The organism is Streptomyces shenzhenensis (genome assembly GCF_021462265.1).
Taxonomy (GTDB): Bacteria; Actinomycetota; Actinomycetes; order Streptomycetales; family Streptomycetaceae; genus Streptomyces; species Streptomyces shenzhenensis.
Genome location: NZ_JAJONF010000044.1, coordinates 12,767 through 27,479 on the forward strand (window position 1 = coordinate 12,767; position 14,713 = coordinate 27,479).

The following is a 14,713-nucleotide window of genomic DNA, read 5'->3' on the forward strand; positions in this document are numbered from 1 at the left end:
CCCGCGCATCCCCACGGTGCGCGGGGCCCGCCGATTCCCGCCCGGGCGGCCTCCCGGCGGGTGGCCGGCGGCGGGCGCGGCTGCCGGACCCGGCCTACGCTGGAGGCATGGACGCCCAGGACCAGGTCTGTCCGGTCTGCGGACAGCCCGTCGAGCGTGTGGTGGGGCGGCACAAGACGCTGGGCGCCTGGGTTCCGGTCTGGGGACCGGGTCCCTGCCGCAACCCCGACTGCGCCGCGTACCCCGGGCCTGGGCCGCAGGGCCCGCAGGAGACGGCACCGCCCAGGTCTCCGCCGCCCGAATCAGCCGGGGGACGGCCCACGCCGTAGCGTGTCCGCATGACGGCGCTCCCGAACATCCTGCACATCACCGAACGCTCCCTGTGGGAAGAGGCCCGCGCGCGGGGCGGCTACGAGATGTCCACCCGTGGCCGCACCCTCCAGGAGGAGGGCTTCATCCACTGCTCCACCCGTGACCAGCTCCCGCGTGTCGCGGCCTTCCTGTACGGCTCCTACGACGGCCCGGACGAGCTGGTGGTCCTGGTCGTGGACCCGGCCCGGGTCGGCGCCCCGGTGAGGTGGGAGGCGCCGACGCCCGGCGATGAGGAGTTCCCGCACGTGTACGGACCGATACCGGTCACGGCCGTGGTGGACGTGGAGCCCTGGGGCTGAACAGGCCGGGTGAACCCCACCACGGTCCGCCGGCGCCGCGAAGGGGCGCGGGGCCGGGTCCCGACGGGTGGCCACCACCGGGTGGGCGCGAGCGGCCGCTACGGGGCCGCGGACGCCTGACGACCCGATGCGGCTGTTCCGGCGGAGCGCTCAGCCCCGGCCCGGGAGGCCGCCGGTCTCCGGGTCGCGGCCGGTGAGGCAGTAGGTGCCGCCCGCCGGGTCGCGCATCACCGTCCAGTGGCGGCCGTCGGCCACGTGCACGGCGCCGAGTTCCTCGTGCCGGGCGCGGGTCGCCGGGATGTCCGCGCAGGCCAGGTCGAGGTGGGCGGCGGCCGGCTGTTCGTCGTCCAGCCGCTGGAGCAGGATCCGCACGGGCAGGCCGGCCGGCGGCCGGAGCACCCGGAATTCCGGCAGTGAGCCGGTCAGCAGCTCCCAGCCGGTCAGCTCCGCCCAGAACGCGGTCTCCGGCTCGTACGCGGACGGCGGGATGTCGAGGCTGACCTGGTCGAGCCGGCTGCCCGCCACGACCGGCGGCCGTACCGACTCGCCCTGCCAGGGCGCCGCGCACCACACCTGCCCGCCGGGCGAGCGCAGGACGGCCCAGCGGTCGTGCTCGGCGACCGTCTCGGCGCCGAGTTCCCGGGCCCGCTTCAGCAGGCCCGGCACGTCCTCGACGCAGAGGTCCAGGTGGGCTCCGCCGGGGCCGGACCAGACGCCCTGGAGCTTGACGCAGGCGTCGACGCCGGAGGCCGGCAGCAGCGTCACGAACTCGTCGTTCTCGCCGCGGGGTGCGGAGAGGAAGGTGCCGGTGACGGCCGTCCAGAACGCCTGGGCGACGGCGAGGTGCGCGGCGGGGCGGTCGGCGAAGGCGTACGTCCAGCGGATGGTCATGCGGTGATCGTAAGTGCGCTACTCGGCCGGCCGCCGCTCGGTGAAACGCAACAGGTTCCCGGCCGGGTCCCGGAACGCGCAGTCCCGCACCCCCCAGTGCTGGTCCATCGGCTCCTGGATCACGTCACCGCCGTACTCCCGCACCCGCTCGTACAGCGCGTCGCAGTCGGTGGTGGAGAAGATCACCCCGCGCAGCATGCCCTTGGCGAGCAGTTCGGCCATCGCCTGCCGGTCGGCGGGGGAGGCGTCCGGGTTGGCGCCCGGCGGCTCCAGCACGATCTCCACGCCCGGCTGCTGCGGCGACCCGACGGTCACCCATCGCATCCCCTCGAACTCCACGTCGTTGTGGACCTCCAGGCCGAGAACGTCACGGTAGAAGGCCAGCGCCTTGTCGTGGTCGTCGACGGCTATGAAACACTGCGCGAGTTTTACGTCCATGGGGTCAGGCTAGGAGGAAACACCCTGCCGTGCCCTCAGGAGGCCTCACACGCCCGTCGCCGGCGGTCAGTACGGCCTGCGGCGTGGGCGGGTGAAGGTGCGGGCCACGCACGACGGGATCACCGTGCTCTCCTCGTGGTCCCGCGCCCGGTACGCGCTCGGCGTCTCCCCGACCAGCTCGGTGAACCGTGAACTGAAGGAGCCCAGCGAGGTGCAGCCGACCGACATGCACACCTCCGTCACCGTGAGGTCGCCGCGCCGCAGCAGCGCCTTGGCCCGCTCGACCCGCCTGGTCATGAGGTAGCTGTACGGCGTCTCCCCGAAGGCCTTGCGGAAGCTGCGCTGGAAGTGACCGGGGGACATGAGGGCGGTACGGGCGAGCTCGGCCATGTCGAGCGGCTCGGCGTACTCGCGGTCCATCCGGTCGCGTGCCCGGCGCAGCCGCCTCAGGTCCTCCAGGGGGGTCACCCGTCAAGCATGGCATGCACAGCGCACCCACGGCGGGGGGTTGTTTTTGGACCTGAGTTCGCTTCCGCTTCTCGCGCAATTGGCCCGAGCTTGTTTGCATAAAAGAATGGACCACATCACGTTCCTCGTGGCGGTCGTGATCGTCACCGCACTCGCGTTTGACTTCACCAACGGGTTTCACGACACGGCGAACGCGATGGCCACGTCCATCGCGACCGGCGCGCTCAAACCGAAGACAGCGGTCCTGATCAGCGGCGTACTGAACCTGGTCGGAGCCTTCCTCTCCACGGAGGTCGCCAAGACGATCTCCGGCGGCATCGTGAACGACGCCAGGGTGACCCCGGCGATGATCTTCGCGGGTCTCGTGGGGGCGATCCTGTGGAATCTGATGACCTGGCTGGTCGGGCTGCCCTCCAGTTCCTCGCACGCCCTGTTCGGCGGGCTGATCGGAGCCGTGTGGGTCGGTGCGGGTTCCAGCGCGGTCGACTTCGACAAGGTCGTCGAGAAGATCATCATCCCGGCGTTCGCCTCGCCGGTGGTGGCGGGCGTCGCCGCGCTGGTCGCCACGTACTGCGCCTACAGGCTCACCGCCCGCGGCCGCGCGGACTCCGTGACCAAGGGCTTCCGGCTCGGGCAGATCGGGTCGGCATCGCTGGTCTCGCTCGCGCACGGCACCAACGACGCCCAGAAGACCATGGGCATCATCACCCTGACCCTGATCTCCGTCGGCGCGCTCCCGGGCGACGCCGGTCCGCCGGTCTGGGTGATCTTCACCGCCGGTCTCGCCATCGCCCTCGGCACCTACATCGGCGGCTGGCGGATCATCCGCACCATGGGCAAGGGCCTGACCGAGATCCAGTCCCCGCAGGGCTTCGCGGCGGAGACCGCCTCCACGGCCGTCATCCTGACCTCCGCCCACATGGGCTTCGCGCTGTCCACCACGCAGGTCGCCTCCGGTTCCATCCTCGGCGCGGGTGTCGGCCGGCGGCTCGCGGAGGTCCGCTGGGGCACCGCCGGCCGCATGGTGGCCGCCTGGGTGATCACGCTGCCCTGCGCGGCGCTGGTCGGTGGCATCTCCGCGTACGCGGTCAAGCATGGCGGCGACCTCGGCACGGTCGTGGTCGCCCTGTTCGGCGCCGCGCTCGCGGCGGGCATCGTCATGCTGTCGCGACGTCACCCGATCGACGCGAAGAACGTCAACGACGGCCACGAGGTCGCCGTCCGCGGCACGTCCCCGTCCCGCGCCGGCACCGCCGCCTGAGTGAGGAGTTCCCATGAACATCGACTGGACCGCGCTCGGCCAGGTCACCGCGGTGAGCATCGGCGTCACGTTCGCGGTGGTGGTCGTCTTCGCCCTCGGTGTCCTCGGGCTCGCCCGCCACGAGGGTGCCAAGGAGCAGGGCGGCACCCGCGCCGCCGGGGTCGCCCAGGCAGGGCTGTGCTTCCTCGCCTGCGTGGCGGTGGTGGCGTACGGCATCTACCTGATCGTGCCGCAGTTCCACTGACCCCACTGACCCGCAGGCCCGCTGACCTGCTGAGGAGGACTGGATGACGACGCCGGACCTGCTGTCCGACCTGGCCGGCCTGGCCCATCTGAAGGTCGACTACAGCGACCCCGACGACCCGGTGCTCATCCGCCCGGACGGATCCCCGATCGACACCTGGCGGGAGAACTACCCGTACGCGTCCCGGATGGAGCGCAAGGAGTACGAGTGGCACAAGCGGCTCCAGCAGATAGAACTGCTGAAGCTGCAGACCTGGGTCAAGGAGACGGGACGCCGGATCGTCATCGTCTTCGAGGGCCGGGACGCGGCCGGCAAGGGCGGCACCATCAAGCGCTTCACGGAGCACCTGAACCCCCGTGGCGCGCGGGTGGTGGCCCTGGAGAAGCCCACGGAGCGGGAGAGCGGGCAGTGGTACTTCCAGCGCTACGTCGAACACCTGCCGACCGCCGGTGAGATCGTGATGTTCGACCGCTCCTGGTACAACCGGGCCGGGGTCGAGCGCGTCATGGGCTTCTGCTCGGACGACCAGTACCGGCGCTTCATGCGCCAGGCCCCGCTGTTCGAGCGGATGCTGGTGGACGACGGGATGGACCTGGTGAAGTTCTGGTTCTCGGTCTCGCGCAGCGAGCAGCGGACCCGCTTCACCATCCGCCAGGTCGACCCGGTACGGCAGTGGAAGCTGAGCCCCATGGACCTGGCCTCGCTGGACCGCTGGGACGACTACACGGCCGCGAAGGTCGCGATGTTCCGCGAGACGGACACGGAACACGCGCCCTGGACCGTGGTGAAGAGCAACGACAAGAAGCGGGCCCGGGTCGAGGCCATGCGCAGCGTGCTGGCCCGCTTCGACTACGCCGACAAGGACGAGGAGGTCGTCGGCAGCCCGGACCCCCGGATCGTGGGCGCGGCGGCCGGCCTGCTGGAGGCCGGTGAGGACGACGACGGCGAGCGGTAGAGCCCTTCGTCATTCCCTTCCGCAACCCCATGGGCCCCGCCGACTTGGCGGAAAACAGACCCGAAAAGCCCGACCGGCTCACCAACGATGGACTTCGTGATCGAGAGTGCGCCCGTGAACGGCCGGGGAGCCGACCGGGCCGCGACGCGGGCGTGAGCGGTCGCGGCGCGGCCACGGCCATCGCCAGGGCGGCGCTGCCGCTGTACGTGTCCACGCTCGCCGCGGCGGCGGCCTCACTCGTCGACACGGCGCTCCTGGGCCGTCACGCCACCGTCTCCCTGGCCGCGTTCGCCGTCACGGCGGCCGTCTTCAGCCCGGCCACGGCCGCGGTGGCGGGTGCGCTGCGCGGGGTGATGCCGTTCGTCGCACCGCACCGGGACGACCCCGAGGAGTTGTTGCCGCTGGTGCGCGGCGACATGTGGCTGGCGTTCGCGGTGGGCGGGGGGTGTGCGGCGGCGGTCGCGGCGGTGCCGCTGCTCGGCGGCGCGTTCGGCGTCCGGCCCGAGGTCCTCGCCGCGCTCGGTGGGTTCCCGTGGCTGCTGGCGGGCGCGGTGCTGCTGATCGCGGTCGGCTCGTCGGCCACGTCCGTGCTGGTCGCCCTCGGCCACTCCGCCCAGGTGATGCGGTCCGGACTGGTGGGCACCGCGGTCTCCGTGACGCTGTCGGTGCTGCTCGTCGGCGGTCCGGGGCCGCTGCCGAGCCGCGGCCTGACCGGCGCCGGCCTGGCGGTGTTCGCCGCCGCCCTGGTCGGTGCCGTTCTCAACCAGCGGGCGCTGCGCCGCCGTACCGTCCTGGCCGGCCGGAGCATCCGCCCCGGCCGGCCGGATCCGCGGCTGATCCTGCGGCTGGCCCGGGTGGGGATCCCGCTCGGCGCGACCGTGCTGGTGAAGTTCTCGGTGCTCGGGGTGCTGACCTTCGCCGCCGCGCGGCTCGGCACGGACAGCGCCGCCGTGCACGGTGTCTGCGAGGCGCTGGTGAACGTGGTCTTCACCGCGGCGGTGGCGGTCGGGCAGGCCACGGTTCCGCTGGTCGCCGGGTACGCCGGGGCCCGGGACGCGGCACGGATCCGTGGCAGCGTGTGGGCCGGGATGCGGGTGGCGCTGTGCGCGGTGGGCGTCCTCGGGGCCGCACTGCTCCTGTTCCGGGACCGGGTGCTGCACCTGTTCACCGGGACCCCGGCCGTGGCGGACCAGGTGATCCGGCTGCTGCCGCTGGTCCTGGCCGTGGTGATCACCGACGCCCTGCAGGCGGTCGCGGGCTTCGGGCTCGTCGGGCTCAAGCGGGCCGGGCCGAGCCTGGTGTCGACGGCGGTGTGGTTCGGGATCCTGGCCGCCGTGTCCGTACCGGTCGCCGACGCGGCCGGACTGTCCGGTCTGTGGGCCGCGCTGGCCGTCGCCAACCTGCTTCAGGCCGTGACCAAGACGGTCTCCTTCCGGCGCCACACCGGCCGTCTCGGCCTGGTCGCCGTGGCGCCGGGGGAGCGGATGAGGACGGACGGGCATGGACACGGAACGGACCTGTGACCCATGATCCGTGGCATGATCCGCGCCGCCACCGAGCACGACGTCCCCGAGATCCGCGCCATGATCCGCGAGCTCGCCGCGTACGAACGGGCCGTGGAGCAGGCCCGGGCCACCGAGGAACAACTCCGCGAGGCGCTGTTCGGCGCCCACCCCGCGGCCTACGCGCTGGTCGCCGAGGACGAGACCACCGGTGAACTCGTGGGCTACGCCCTGTGGTTCCCGCGCTTCTCGACCTGGACCGGAACCCGGGGCATGCACCTGGAGGACCTCTACGTACGCCCGCACGCCCGCGGCGGCGGCCACGGCCGGGCCCTGCTCGCCGCCCTCGCCGCGCTCTGCCTGCGCAGCGGCTTCGAGCGCTTCGAGTGGTGGGTGCTGGCCTGGAACGAGCCGGCGGTCGGCTTCTACCGGTCGCTCGGTGCGGAGTTCCTCGACGAGTGGCGCATCTGCCGCCTGACCGGCGCCCCGCTCAAGGAACTGGCCGCCGCCTCGTAGGCCCGCGCCGCGGCCCGCGTCACCGACGGGGTCCGGGCTCCCGGACCCGGACGAACCGCCGGCGCGCGGGGCCGAGAAGACCGCACCCGGACCGTCACGGCCGCCGTGTTCGGCGACCTGCTGGCCGGGCGCGGTCGCATAGAAGTGAACGAGGAGATCCAACATCTCCCCTTCAGTCACTGTGGGCAGTGGGTATCTCTATCGCCAGCCGTCAAGAGAGACCTCGGGGCCTCCGGCGAGATACCGGTGGAGCGCGCTTGAGGTGGCCTCCACGAAGTCTCCGGGGATGGCGTCGGCATCCATCCAGCACACTTGGGAGTGTTTGCGTGGCTCGCGGTTTTCGGGTTCGCCGGTCCATTCGTGGGCGGCGAAGACGACGGTGAGGAAGCCGTTGGGGGCTTCGACGCCCCAGGCACCGTGGATGATGTGGGCGACCTTCAGGGCCTCCGGTTTCACGGTCAGGCCGGTCTCTTCGTACAGTTCGCGCACGGCGGTTTCGGTGATGGGCTCGCCGGGTTCGCTCTTGCCGACCGGGAGGTCCCACATGCCCTGGGCGAACTTGGCGTTCTGGCTGCGCTGGAGGAGGACGACGCGGTTGGTGGCCTTGTCGTGGACGATGACGGCGGCGACCAGCAGGGTCATGGATTCGAGGGCGGGCGGCAGGGATTCGGACTGATCGTCGGACTGCGGCTTAGCCACGGTTACGTTCTTTCCCCGCCCCATTGGCGGACAGCTTCGGCCTAATGATCAGCGGCACGTTCGATCTGGATGGCCAGAGCGCCAAGGGCTTCCTTCTCGGGCGGGTAGATGGCGCGGATGTTGTTGAGCTGCTGTTCCCGAGCGGCGGTCGGATTGACGTTGGCCGGTCCCTCGCCGTCGAGCAGGGCCTCGAAATCGGCGTACTCCGTGACCCGTTTGACCTTCACGTCGCAGGTGTCATCGGTGCCCTTGATACGGAAGCGAATGGTGTCGCCAGCGGCAATGTCGGCGAGGTGCGGGTACTTCACCCGCACCTCGATGGTCTTGGTGCCCGCGGCGACGAGGTCGAAGTACTGGCGGTAGAGGTTGAGCTCGCGGGTGCGGGCGGCGGTGTCGGTCATGGGGCGGGAACGCTCCTGTTGGCTGGTGCGGTCATCATGCGGCCGATCTCGGCGGCCGAGTACGCGCGGAAGAAGTGTCGGGGGTTGGACAGCAAGGTATCGGTCATGGCCAGCAGCTGCTCTACGTACTCCGCGACGGTGCCGGGCCAGGCACGGGTGTCGAGCATCCAGTCAGTTGCGCCTTCAGGTAGCGGCGCACTGCCTTCGCGGATCAGCGACTTGGACAGCTTGGCACCGGTGTCGGTGACGACCTGCGGGCAGAACAGGCGGGCGGGGAGTTGGGTACGGGTACGCCCGACTGCCTGGAGGGCTTCGTCGACCAGGTGGGAGCCGAAGACCCAGTCGCCGCCCTTGACCATGACGTGGAGTGTGCCGTCGGGGTTGGACAGGGCGATTTCCTTGACGGCGTTGCGGTACAGGGTTGCCAGGTCGAGGTACGCACCTCCGGTTGGGGTGACGATCACCTCGTAGGGGCCGTGGTGGAGGCATACGGCGGTGACGTGCGCGGTCTCGCGGTCGGTGAGATGGACTCGGGTGCGTTCGGCGTGTTTCTCGGCCCAGCCGCAGCCGGGATTCGAGCAGGGCACGCGCAGGTGTGGGGTGCCGGTGGAGGGGGCGAGCCACCAGCGGGCGGCGTCAAGGCGGGGCAGAAGCCGCAGCCAGGTGCGACGGAACTGTTCGCTGGCCTGCTGCCGGCTGTAGGTCTCGACCCGGTGCGGGATGCCCAGGCGCAGGGACAGCGCGGCGAACAGCGGTTGGTAGAGGGCTGTGACGAGGTCGGTCAGGGCCTCGCCGCCGAGGGCTTGGGCGTAGGCGCGCTGGTAGCGGTGACCGCTGACCGGGTCAGTGGTCAGCTCGTACGGAGCGTTGTCGAGAGCGCTGAAGACGACCTCGGTGCGGATGCCGAAGCGGTCGCGCAGTCGGGCGGCCATGGCGAACGCCAGGGACTGCACGAGGGAGGTGCCGATGTGCGGGGCGCCGTTGATCTGTGTGCCGACGACCAGCAGGATTCGCTCCGGCGCGGTGGCCAGGATGCGCGGCGTCAGTACATCCTCGGCGTGGTGGAGGGCGTTGGCGAGGACGGTGTTCGGTGAGACGGGGTAGGTCGTCACGGGATTTCCTCCTGGGGTGGGTTGAGGTTCATTCGGGTTGGGTGTGGCCGCAGAGCAGGTGCCGGCGCAGAGTGGCGCGCAGGTAGGCGTCGATCGCTGCTGGTGTGGCGCTGCGGGAGAGCGGGTCCGGGTCCAGGACGAGGCCACCGGGGTTCCCTGGCCGAGCAGCAGAGTCCAGGGGTGGCCTGAGGGGATGCGTTTGCGGTAAGGGGGTGCTGTCGAAACGAAAGGCCGCCTTGGAGTGATGTGACGCAGGCGTGGCCCGATGTCCGGCGGAGGCGCGGTGGCGGGACTGAGGCGCAGAGCGTCGGCGACGGCGCGCATGCGCTGCTCGATGACGACCGTCGTCTCGTACGTACTGCGGGTGGGCGAGGCACGAGCAGGAGGCAGCACAGCGTGGCGCCCTTTGAAGTGGTGTCCCGCCATGTGGTGGTGGCGAGAGAGGTGATCAAGCCAGCGGCTGGGGTCAGGGACTTGGCACTCGCGAGCATCGGCATGTGGGCGCCGCGCTTTGGTGGAAGACGGCCCAGACGCACTTGCCGGGGCCCTGACGCGCCTCCACGCCCCAGTGGTCGGCGACTGCGGACACGAGCAGAAGACCGCGGCCGTCGTCGGCGGTGGTCCGTGCTTCCCGCTTTTCAGGTCTGCCGTTGCCGCCGTCGTGCACTTCGATGCGGAGCACGATGGCGTGCATTTCGACGCGTACGAGGATTTGACTGCCTGAAGGGGCTCCGTGCAGGACGGCGTTGGCGGTCAGCTCGGACGTGCACAGCCGGATGTCGTCGAGGCGCTCAGTCCGGCCCCAATGGGTAAGGGTCTCGGCGACGAAGGAGCGGGCGGCGCTTGGGGTGGTTCGGCGTCGGTCGAAGAGCATCGTTTCATGCTCGATGGTGCCGTCGAGGACTTGGGCCGGCGTGAGGGTGTCCGGCTCGTCGGGCATTGTGCTGGGCATGGCCAACAGCCAACCGCTGTCGCTCGTTCGGGTCGGGAGCCAGCATGGGGGCCATCCCGGGGGCCACTATGGGGGCCAGGAAATGTGTGCTTCAGGGAGAGCGGATGAGCAACACGGGGATCGGCGCGTTGCTCGTTCGGATGCGTACCGAGCGCGGCTGGACCCAGCAGCGGGTGGCCGATGAATACAACGCCCTGGAGGGGCGTGCTGCCAAGACCGGCAAGGAGATCGGGCGTTACGTGCGTGAGGCGCGTATCCCCGTCCCGTACACCCGTAAACATCTGGCGCAGGTGTTCGGCGTCGACGCAGCAGTGCTCGATCGTGCTGTCGCGGTCAGCAAGAGCCGCCCGGGCGGAGACAGCGCCAAAGGGGCTTCGATGGCGCTGTCTGTGGTGCTTTCGCGCTCGGGTGCGGGCGTCGTTTCTGCGGACGCGGCGGTGTCGGCGGACTTCGCCCGATTCGTCGCGCAACGCAACGCCGACGAGTTCGTGGTCGAGCAGACGGAGGCCGATGTCGCCCGGCTTGCCCGTGCCTACGTCAGCCACCCGCTTTTGGAGCTGCATGTCGAGATCAAACGGCTGCGGGACGGAGTGTTCGAGTTACTGCGCGGGCGTCAGCGCCCACGGCAGACCACCGACTTGTACGTCGCGGCCTCACGGCTGTGCGGGCTGTCCGCACATGTCTGCCTGGACCTGGGCGACTACGACTCCGCGGCCACCCACACCCGCACAGCCCGGGCCTGCGCGGAAGCGGTCGGGCACGAGGGCATGCTGGCCTGGGTGCGCGCGGTGGAGTCCCTGATCGCGTACTGGACCGGGCGGTACGAGCAGGCGGCGCGGCTGGCGCAGGTCGGCCGGCACCATCGGGCCAGCGGCACCATCGGAGCCCGGCTGGCGAGCCTGGAGGCACGGGCACTGGCCATAGTCGGCGAGCGAGCGGGCGCTGTGGCCGCGCTGGCGGACGCCGAACGCGCTCGTGAAGCGATGCCCGGCCACGACGAGGTGCCAGGCCTCTTCGCCTTCCCGGCCGCCAAGCAGTTCGCCTACGCCGGGACGAGCCACCTGGCCTTGGGCGGGCGGGAGCACGTCCAGCGGGCCATTGCCAGCGCGGACACCGCGATCCGGCTCTACCGCAGTGGCGAGGACGACGACCAGTCGGTGGGTGACCTGTTCGCCGCCCACGTCGATCTAGCTCGTGGTCACCTGCTTCTGGGCGATCTGGACGGCACCGAGGCGATGCTTGGATTCGTCCTAGAATCCCCGCCCGAGCGCATGTCGGCCAGCATCGTGCGCCGGCTCACCGCTCTGGGCCGTGAGCTGAGCGGGCCGCAGTACGGTGGAGCCGCGCAAGCCGCGCACCTGCGCGAACGACTCCAGCACACGGCCGTCCTCGCGGCCTCACCCTCCCCCACTGCCCTGAAGGCGTGGGAGGTACCCCCATCCCACTCTCCGGAGCTGCCGACGTGACCGAACTGTCCGCCGCACACGACGCCGCTGTCACCGACCGGAGCCGCCTGGCCGGGAGCGCCTACAGCAGTGACCGGGATCTGGCCGCCCGTCAGTCGCTCTACCAGTGGCAGACGCCCCGTTACGACCTGCCAGGCATCGTCGCCGAGCAGCTGAGAGGTGTTTGCGGGCGTGTGGTCGATGTCGGTTGCGGCAATGGCAAGTTCATCCAGCGACTTCGCGACGACCGGCCCGATCTGGCTCCGCTCGGCCTGGACATCGCTCCAGGCATCCTGGCGGGCGTGCCCGGCCCCGTCGCCGTGGCGGACGCCACTCGCCTGCCGCTGGCCACGGCGAGCGTCGACGCCGCCCTGGCGCTGCACATGCTCTACCACGTCCCCGATATCCCCCAGGCTGTGCGGGAGCTGTCCCGCGTCGTCGCCCGTGACGGGTTGGTGATCGCCTCCACCAACAGCGACCAGGACAAGGCCGAACTCGACGATCTGTGGCAGCGGGCCGCAGGCGGCGTCCTCGGCACCGGACGGGGCCCAGCCCGCATCTCGCTCAGCGCCCGCTTCTCTCTGGAGAAGGCCGGGGCCTTCCTGGGCGGGCAGTTCGGTCGCGTCGAGACGATCGAACTGCCCGGCACGATCTCGGTCCAGGATCCCGAGCCGGTCATCGCGCACATGGCGTCCTACCGGGCCTGGGCGGACCAGCACGACGTGCCGTTCGAGGCGACGATCGAGCGGGCTCGCGCGATTCTCGTCGATCACATCGCCCGGTACGGTGCGTTCGAGGTCACGTGCCTGGGCGGCATCCTCGTCTGTCGTCGCTGAGGGCCGACTTCGCTATCGGTGTCGGCTGTGTTCCAGTGGCGGTTCGCTCACCGTCATGGGTGTGGGCTGCGGTGCGGGTGTGATGGGCGCGGGTGTCCGGGTGTCCGGGTGGCTGTCCGGCGGTGTCGGGTGCTCGTTGCGCGGCGACTTCGGCCAAGGGGCGCCGGGGGCTGTGGTCGACGGTCTCGGCTCGGGTGAGGGATGTAGCCAAGGCCGACCAGGTGAGATCCGCCAGGGACCGGTGCGACGGCCTCCTGGTAACCGGCCTGTGGGTGGCGGAAGGGCTGCTCAGCTGCTGCGGACTGCTGCACGCGGCTGCGTTGTTCGTGTCACTTGGCGGCTGCCCGCGCCAAGTGGAGCGCGGCGAAGGCCAGGGTGATGGCGAGGCCGCTCAGATCGCATGCAGCGTAGGCGGCTTTCCGAAGTGCGGTGGCGGCCTGGTGGTCGGCCCGGATCGCCGAGCGGCGGCAGCCCCAACTGAACTTCCTTGCCGGGTTTGGTAGTTCGGCTGGTGGGTGCGAGGGCCAGGTTGTTGAAGGCGTCGCCTCGCCGCCGCTCTCATCGCCGGCGGACCGAGCGTCAAGCAGGTCCGGGCGGCCTCGGCCACGCGTCCGCCGTCATCACGCTGCGGATCTGCGGCCCCTGCGGCCGGGTGCAGAAGACCGCACCCGATCCGTCATGGACGCCGTGCTCGGCGGCCTGCGGACCGGGTGCGGACCGGAGACACTGCAACCAAGGTAATCGCAGGTCAGAAGGCATGAATAAAGATCAGGCCTTCTTGGTCTCCCAGAAGATCTTGTCGATCTCGGCGATGAGCTCCAGGGCCTTCTCACCGGTCTTCGGGTCCGTGGACGCCTTGGCGGCGGACAGGGCCTTCAGGGTGTCGTTGACCAACTGGTGCAGCTGCGGGTACTTCTCGAAGTGCGGGGGCTTGAAGTAGTCGCTCCAGAGCACCGAGACGTGGTGCTTGGCGAGCTCGGCACGCTGCTCCTTGATGACGGTGGCGCGTGCCTGGAAGTGCGGGTCGTCGTTGGCGGCCATCTTCTCCTGCACGGCCTTCACCGACTCCGCCTCGATGCGGGCCTGGGCCGGGTCGTACACGCCGCAGGGCAGGTCGCAGTGCGCGCTGACCTTGACCTTGGGGGCAAACAGGCGGGAAAGCATGGAGCATTCCTTCCTCGTGATCGTCTTCTCAGGTGGGACATTACTCCCTGGGAAGCCTGATTTCGCGAGTGCCCCCATGGGCTTAGGACAAAAGTCCAGGGTCAGACTGAGACTGGTGGAGGAACGGACCGGGGAGGTGCCGGCGATGCCGGAGCTGTCGCAGGAGACCGAGCGGGGGAGGGGCGCCGTGCTCTTCGGACTGGCCGAGGTGACCGGCCCGTCCATGGTGCCCACGCTGTACCAGGGGGACCAGCTCCTGGTGCGGTACGGGGCCCGGGTACGGGCCGGTGACGTCGTCGTCCTGCGTCACCCCTTCCAGCAGGACCTGCTGGTCGTCAAGCGGGCCGTGGAGCTGCGCGAGGGCGGCTGGTGGGTGCTCGGGGACAACGCGTACGCGGGCGGGGACAGCACGGACTACGGGACCGTGCCGGAGGACCTCATCCTCGGCCGGGCCCTGTTCCGCTGGCGGCCGCGCCGGGCGGATCAGCGTTCGCCGCTGGCGCTGGTGCGCTGGGCGCTCGCGGCCGCCAGGCCGGTGCTGGCCGACCGGTCGGGCCGGCCGGGGCGTTCCGCCTCCAGGCGCTTGCGCGCCCGGTAGGCGGCCACGTTGGCGCGGGTCGCGCAGCGGTCCGAGCAGTAGCGCCGGGAGCGGTTGGTCGAGGTGTCGAGGTAGACGTTGCGGCACGGCGCCGCCTCGCACAGGCCGAGGCGGTCGACGCCGTACTCGGTGAGGTGGAAGGCCAGGCCCATCGCCGCGATCGCCGTGTAGCCGGCGGTGGCGTTGGACGGGTGGTCGGCCAGGTGCATGTGCCACAGCGGACGGCCGTCCTCGTCCCGGAAGTCGTGTCCGGAGATCTGCGGGCTGACCGGGAACTCCAGGAGGAGCGAGTTCAGCAGGTCCACCGCGAGGGTCTCCTCGCCCTTGTCGGCCGCCTCGAAGACCGCGCGCAGCCGGGCCCGGACCGAGCGGAAGCGTGTGAGGTCGGCTTCGGTGGCGCGCCGGGCGGCCTGCTGGTTGCCGCCGAAGAGATCACGGACGGCCTCCACCGAGGTCAAGGAGTCCTTGCCCCGGCCCGGTTCCTCGCTGTTGACGAGCCGGACGGCGTAATCCGAGTAATAGGCCAGTTCCACTTGTAGTCCTTACGCGGGCGCTCTATG

19 protein-coding genes are annotated in these 14,713 nt (G+C 70.7%); 10 read left to right on the plus strand and 9 right to left on the minus strand.

Features of this window, described 5'->3' with window-relative positions; translation table 11 throughout:
- Positions 1-107 precede the first annotated feature (107 nt).
- Complete coding sequence (locus LQ326_RS37200; RefSeq protein ID WP_234543493.1) at positions 108-329, plus strand: hypothetical protein; 222 nt, start codon at positions 108-110, stop codon at positions 327-329.
- Between the two features lie 9 nt (positions 330-338).
- Positions 339-671, plus strand: coding sequence for a DUF952 domain-containing protein (locus tag LQ326_RS37205; RefSeq protein WP_234543494.1), 333 nt, complete (start codon positions 339-341; stop codon positions 669-671).
- Between the two features lie 150 nt (positions 672-821).
- On the opposite strand, the gene LQ326_RS37210 is transcribed toward LQ326_RS37205, so the two are convergent.
- From LQ326_RS37210 to LQ326_RS37220, 3 genes are all read right to left on the minus strand, one after another.
- On the minus strand, positions 822-1,562 hold the full coding sequence (locus LQ326_RS37210; protein WP_234543495.1) for a VOC family protein: 741 nt from the start codon (positions 1,560-1,562) through the stop codon (positions 822-824).
- Positions 1,563-1,580: 18 nt separating this feature from the next.
- Entirely contained in the window at positions 1,581-2,000 is a 420-nt protein-coding gene (locus tag LQ326_RS37215) for a VOC family protein (RefSeq protein ID WP_234543496.1), read from the minus strand.
- A 66-nt stretch (positions 2,001-2,066) separates the two neighbouring features.
- Complete coding sequence (locus LQ326_RS37220; RefSeq protein ID WP_181808045.1) at positions 2,067-2,420, minus strand: helix-turn-helix transcriptional regulator; 354 nt, start codon at positions 2,418-2,420, stop codon at positions 2,067-2,069.
- 154 nt (positions 2,421-2,574) lie between these two features.
- On the opposite strand from LQ326_RS37220, the gene LQ326_RS37225 reads away from it, so the two are divergent.
- The 5 genes from LQ326_RS37225 to LQ326_RS37245 all read left to right on the plus strand — a co-directional run bounded on the left by LQ326_RS37225 (position 2,575) and on the right by LQ326_RS37245 (position 6,946).
- The gene (locus LQ326_RS37225) at positions 2,575-3,729 is read left to right on the plus strand and encodes an inorganic phosphate transporter (protein ID WP_234543497.1); all 1,155 of its coding nucleotides are present in this window, start codon (positions 2,575-2,577) and stop codon (positions 3,727-3,729) included.
- 13 nt (positions 3,730-3,742) lie between these two features.
- Positions 3,743-3,973: a hypothetical protein gene (locus tag LQ326_RS37230; protein WP_234543498.1), complete on the plus strand. Its 231-nt coding sequence runs from the start codon at positions 3,743-3,745 to the stop codon at positions 3,971-3,973.
- A 43-nt stretch (positions 3,974-4,016) separates the two neighbouring features.
- On the plus strand, positions 4,017-4,928 hold the full coding sequence (ppk2, locus tag LQ326_RS37235; RefSeq protein WP_234543499.1) for a polyphosphate kinase 2: 912 nt from the start codon (positions 4,017-4,019) through the stop codon (positions 4,926-4,928).
- A 152-nt stretch (positions 4,929-5,080) separates the two neighbouring features.
- Positions 5,081-6,451: an MATE family efflux transporter gene (locus LQ326_RS37240; RefSeq protein ID WP_234543500.1), complete on the plus strand. Its 1,371-nt coding sequence runs from the start codon at positions 5,081-5,083 to the stop codon at positions 6,449-6,451.
- 15 nt (positions 6,452-6,466) lie between these two features.
- Complete coding sequence (locus LQ326_RS37245) at positions 6,467-6,946, plus strand: GNAT family N-acetyltransferase (protein WP_234543501.1); 480 nt, start codon at positions 6,467-6,469, stop codon at positions 6,944-6,946.
- Positions 6,947-7,144: 198 nt separating this feature from the next.
- Here the strand turns inward: LQ326_RS37245 and LQ326_RS37250 are convergent, their stop codons facing one another.
- The 4 genes from LQ326_RS37250 to LQ326_RS37265 form a co-directional block, all read right to left on the minus strand.
- On the minus strand, positions 7,145-7,669 hold the full coding sequence (locus LQ326_RS37250) for an NUDIX domain-containing protein (protein ID WP_234543502.1): 525 nt from the start codon (positions 7,667-7,669) through the stop codon (positions 7,145-7,147).
- Positions 7,670-7,686: 17 nt separating this feature from the next.
- Positions 7,687-8,046, minus strand: a complete 360-nt coding sequence (locus tag LQ326_RS37255; protein ID WP_234543503.1) for an ASCH domain-containing protein — start codon at positions 8,044-8,046, stop codon at positions 7,687-7,689.
- Complete coding sequence (locus tag LQ326_RS37260) at positions 8,043-9,158, minus strand: hypothetical protein (protein WP_234543504.1); 1,116 nt, start codon at positions 9,156-9,158, stop codon at positions 8,043-8,045. The genes LQ326_RS37255 and LQ326_RS37260 overlap by 4 nt, the downstream gene beginning before the upstream one ends.
- 466 nt (positions 9,159-9,624) lie before the next feature.
- Complete coding sequence (locus LQ326_RS37265; protein WP_234543505.1) at positions 9,625-10,098, minus strand: ATP-binding protein; 474 nt, start codon at positions 10,096-10,098, stop codon at positions 9,625-9,627.
- Between the two features lie 116 nt (positions 10,099-10,214).
- On the opposite strand from LQ326_RS37265, the gene LQ326_RS37270 reads away from it, so the two are divergent.
- Together LQ326_RS37270 and LQ326_RS37275 are read left to right on the plus strand one after the other, a co-directional pair.
- Positions 10,215-11,576, plus strand: a complete 1,362-nt coding sequence (locus LQ326_RS37270) for an NsdA family TPR-like regulatory protein (protein WP_234543506.1) — start codon at positions 10,215-10,217, stop codon at positions 11,574-11,576.
- Positions 11,573-12,391, plus strand: a complete 819-nt coding sequence (locus tag LQ326_RS37275) for a class I SAM-dependent methyltransferase (protein WP_234543507.1) — start codon at positions 11,573-11,575, stop codon at positions 12,389-12,391. Before LQ326_RS37270 ends, LQ326_RS37275 begins: the two co-directional genes overlap by 4 nt.
- A gap of 768 nt (positions 12,392-13,159) precedes the next feature.
- Here LQ326_RS37275 and sodN read toward each other — a convergent pair.
- Complete coding sequence (sodN, locus tag LQ326_RS37285; RefSeq protein ID WP_020130742.1) at positions 13,160-13,555, minus strand: superoxide dismutase, Ni; 396 nt, start codon at positions 13,553-13,555, stop codon at positions 13,160-13,162.
- A 145-nt stretch (positions 13,556-13,700) separates the two neighbouring features.
- Between sodN and sodX the strand changes: the two genes are divergently transcribed.
- Complete coding sequence (gene sodX / locus LQ326_RS37290; RefSeq protein WP_234543547.1) at positions 13,701-14,153, plus strand: nickel-type superoxide dismutase maturation protease; 453 nt, start codon at positions 13,701-13,703, stop codon at positions 14,151-14,153.
- Here sodX and LQ326_RS37295 read toward each other — a convergent pair.
- On the minus strand, positions 14,039-14,686 hold the full coding sequence (locus LQ326_RS37295; RefSeq protein ID WP_234543508.1) for a CGNR zinc finger domain-containing protein: 648 nt from the start codon (positions 14,684-14,686) through the stop codon (positions 14,039-14,041). The genes sodX and LQ326_RS37295 overlap by 115 nt on opposite strands.
- Positions 14,687-14,713 lie beyond the last annotated feature (27 nt).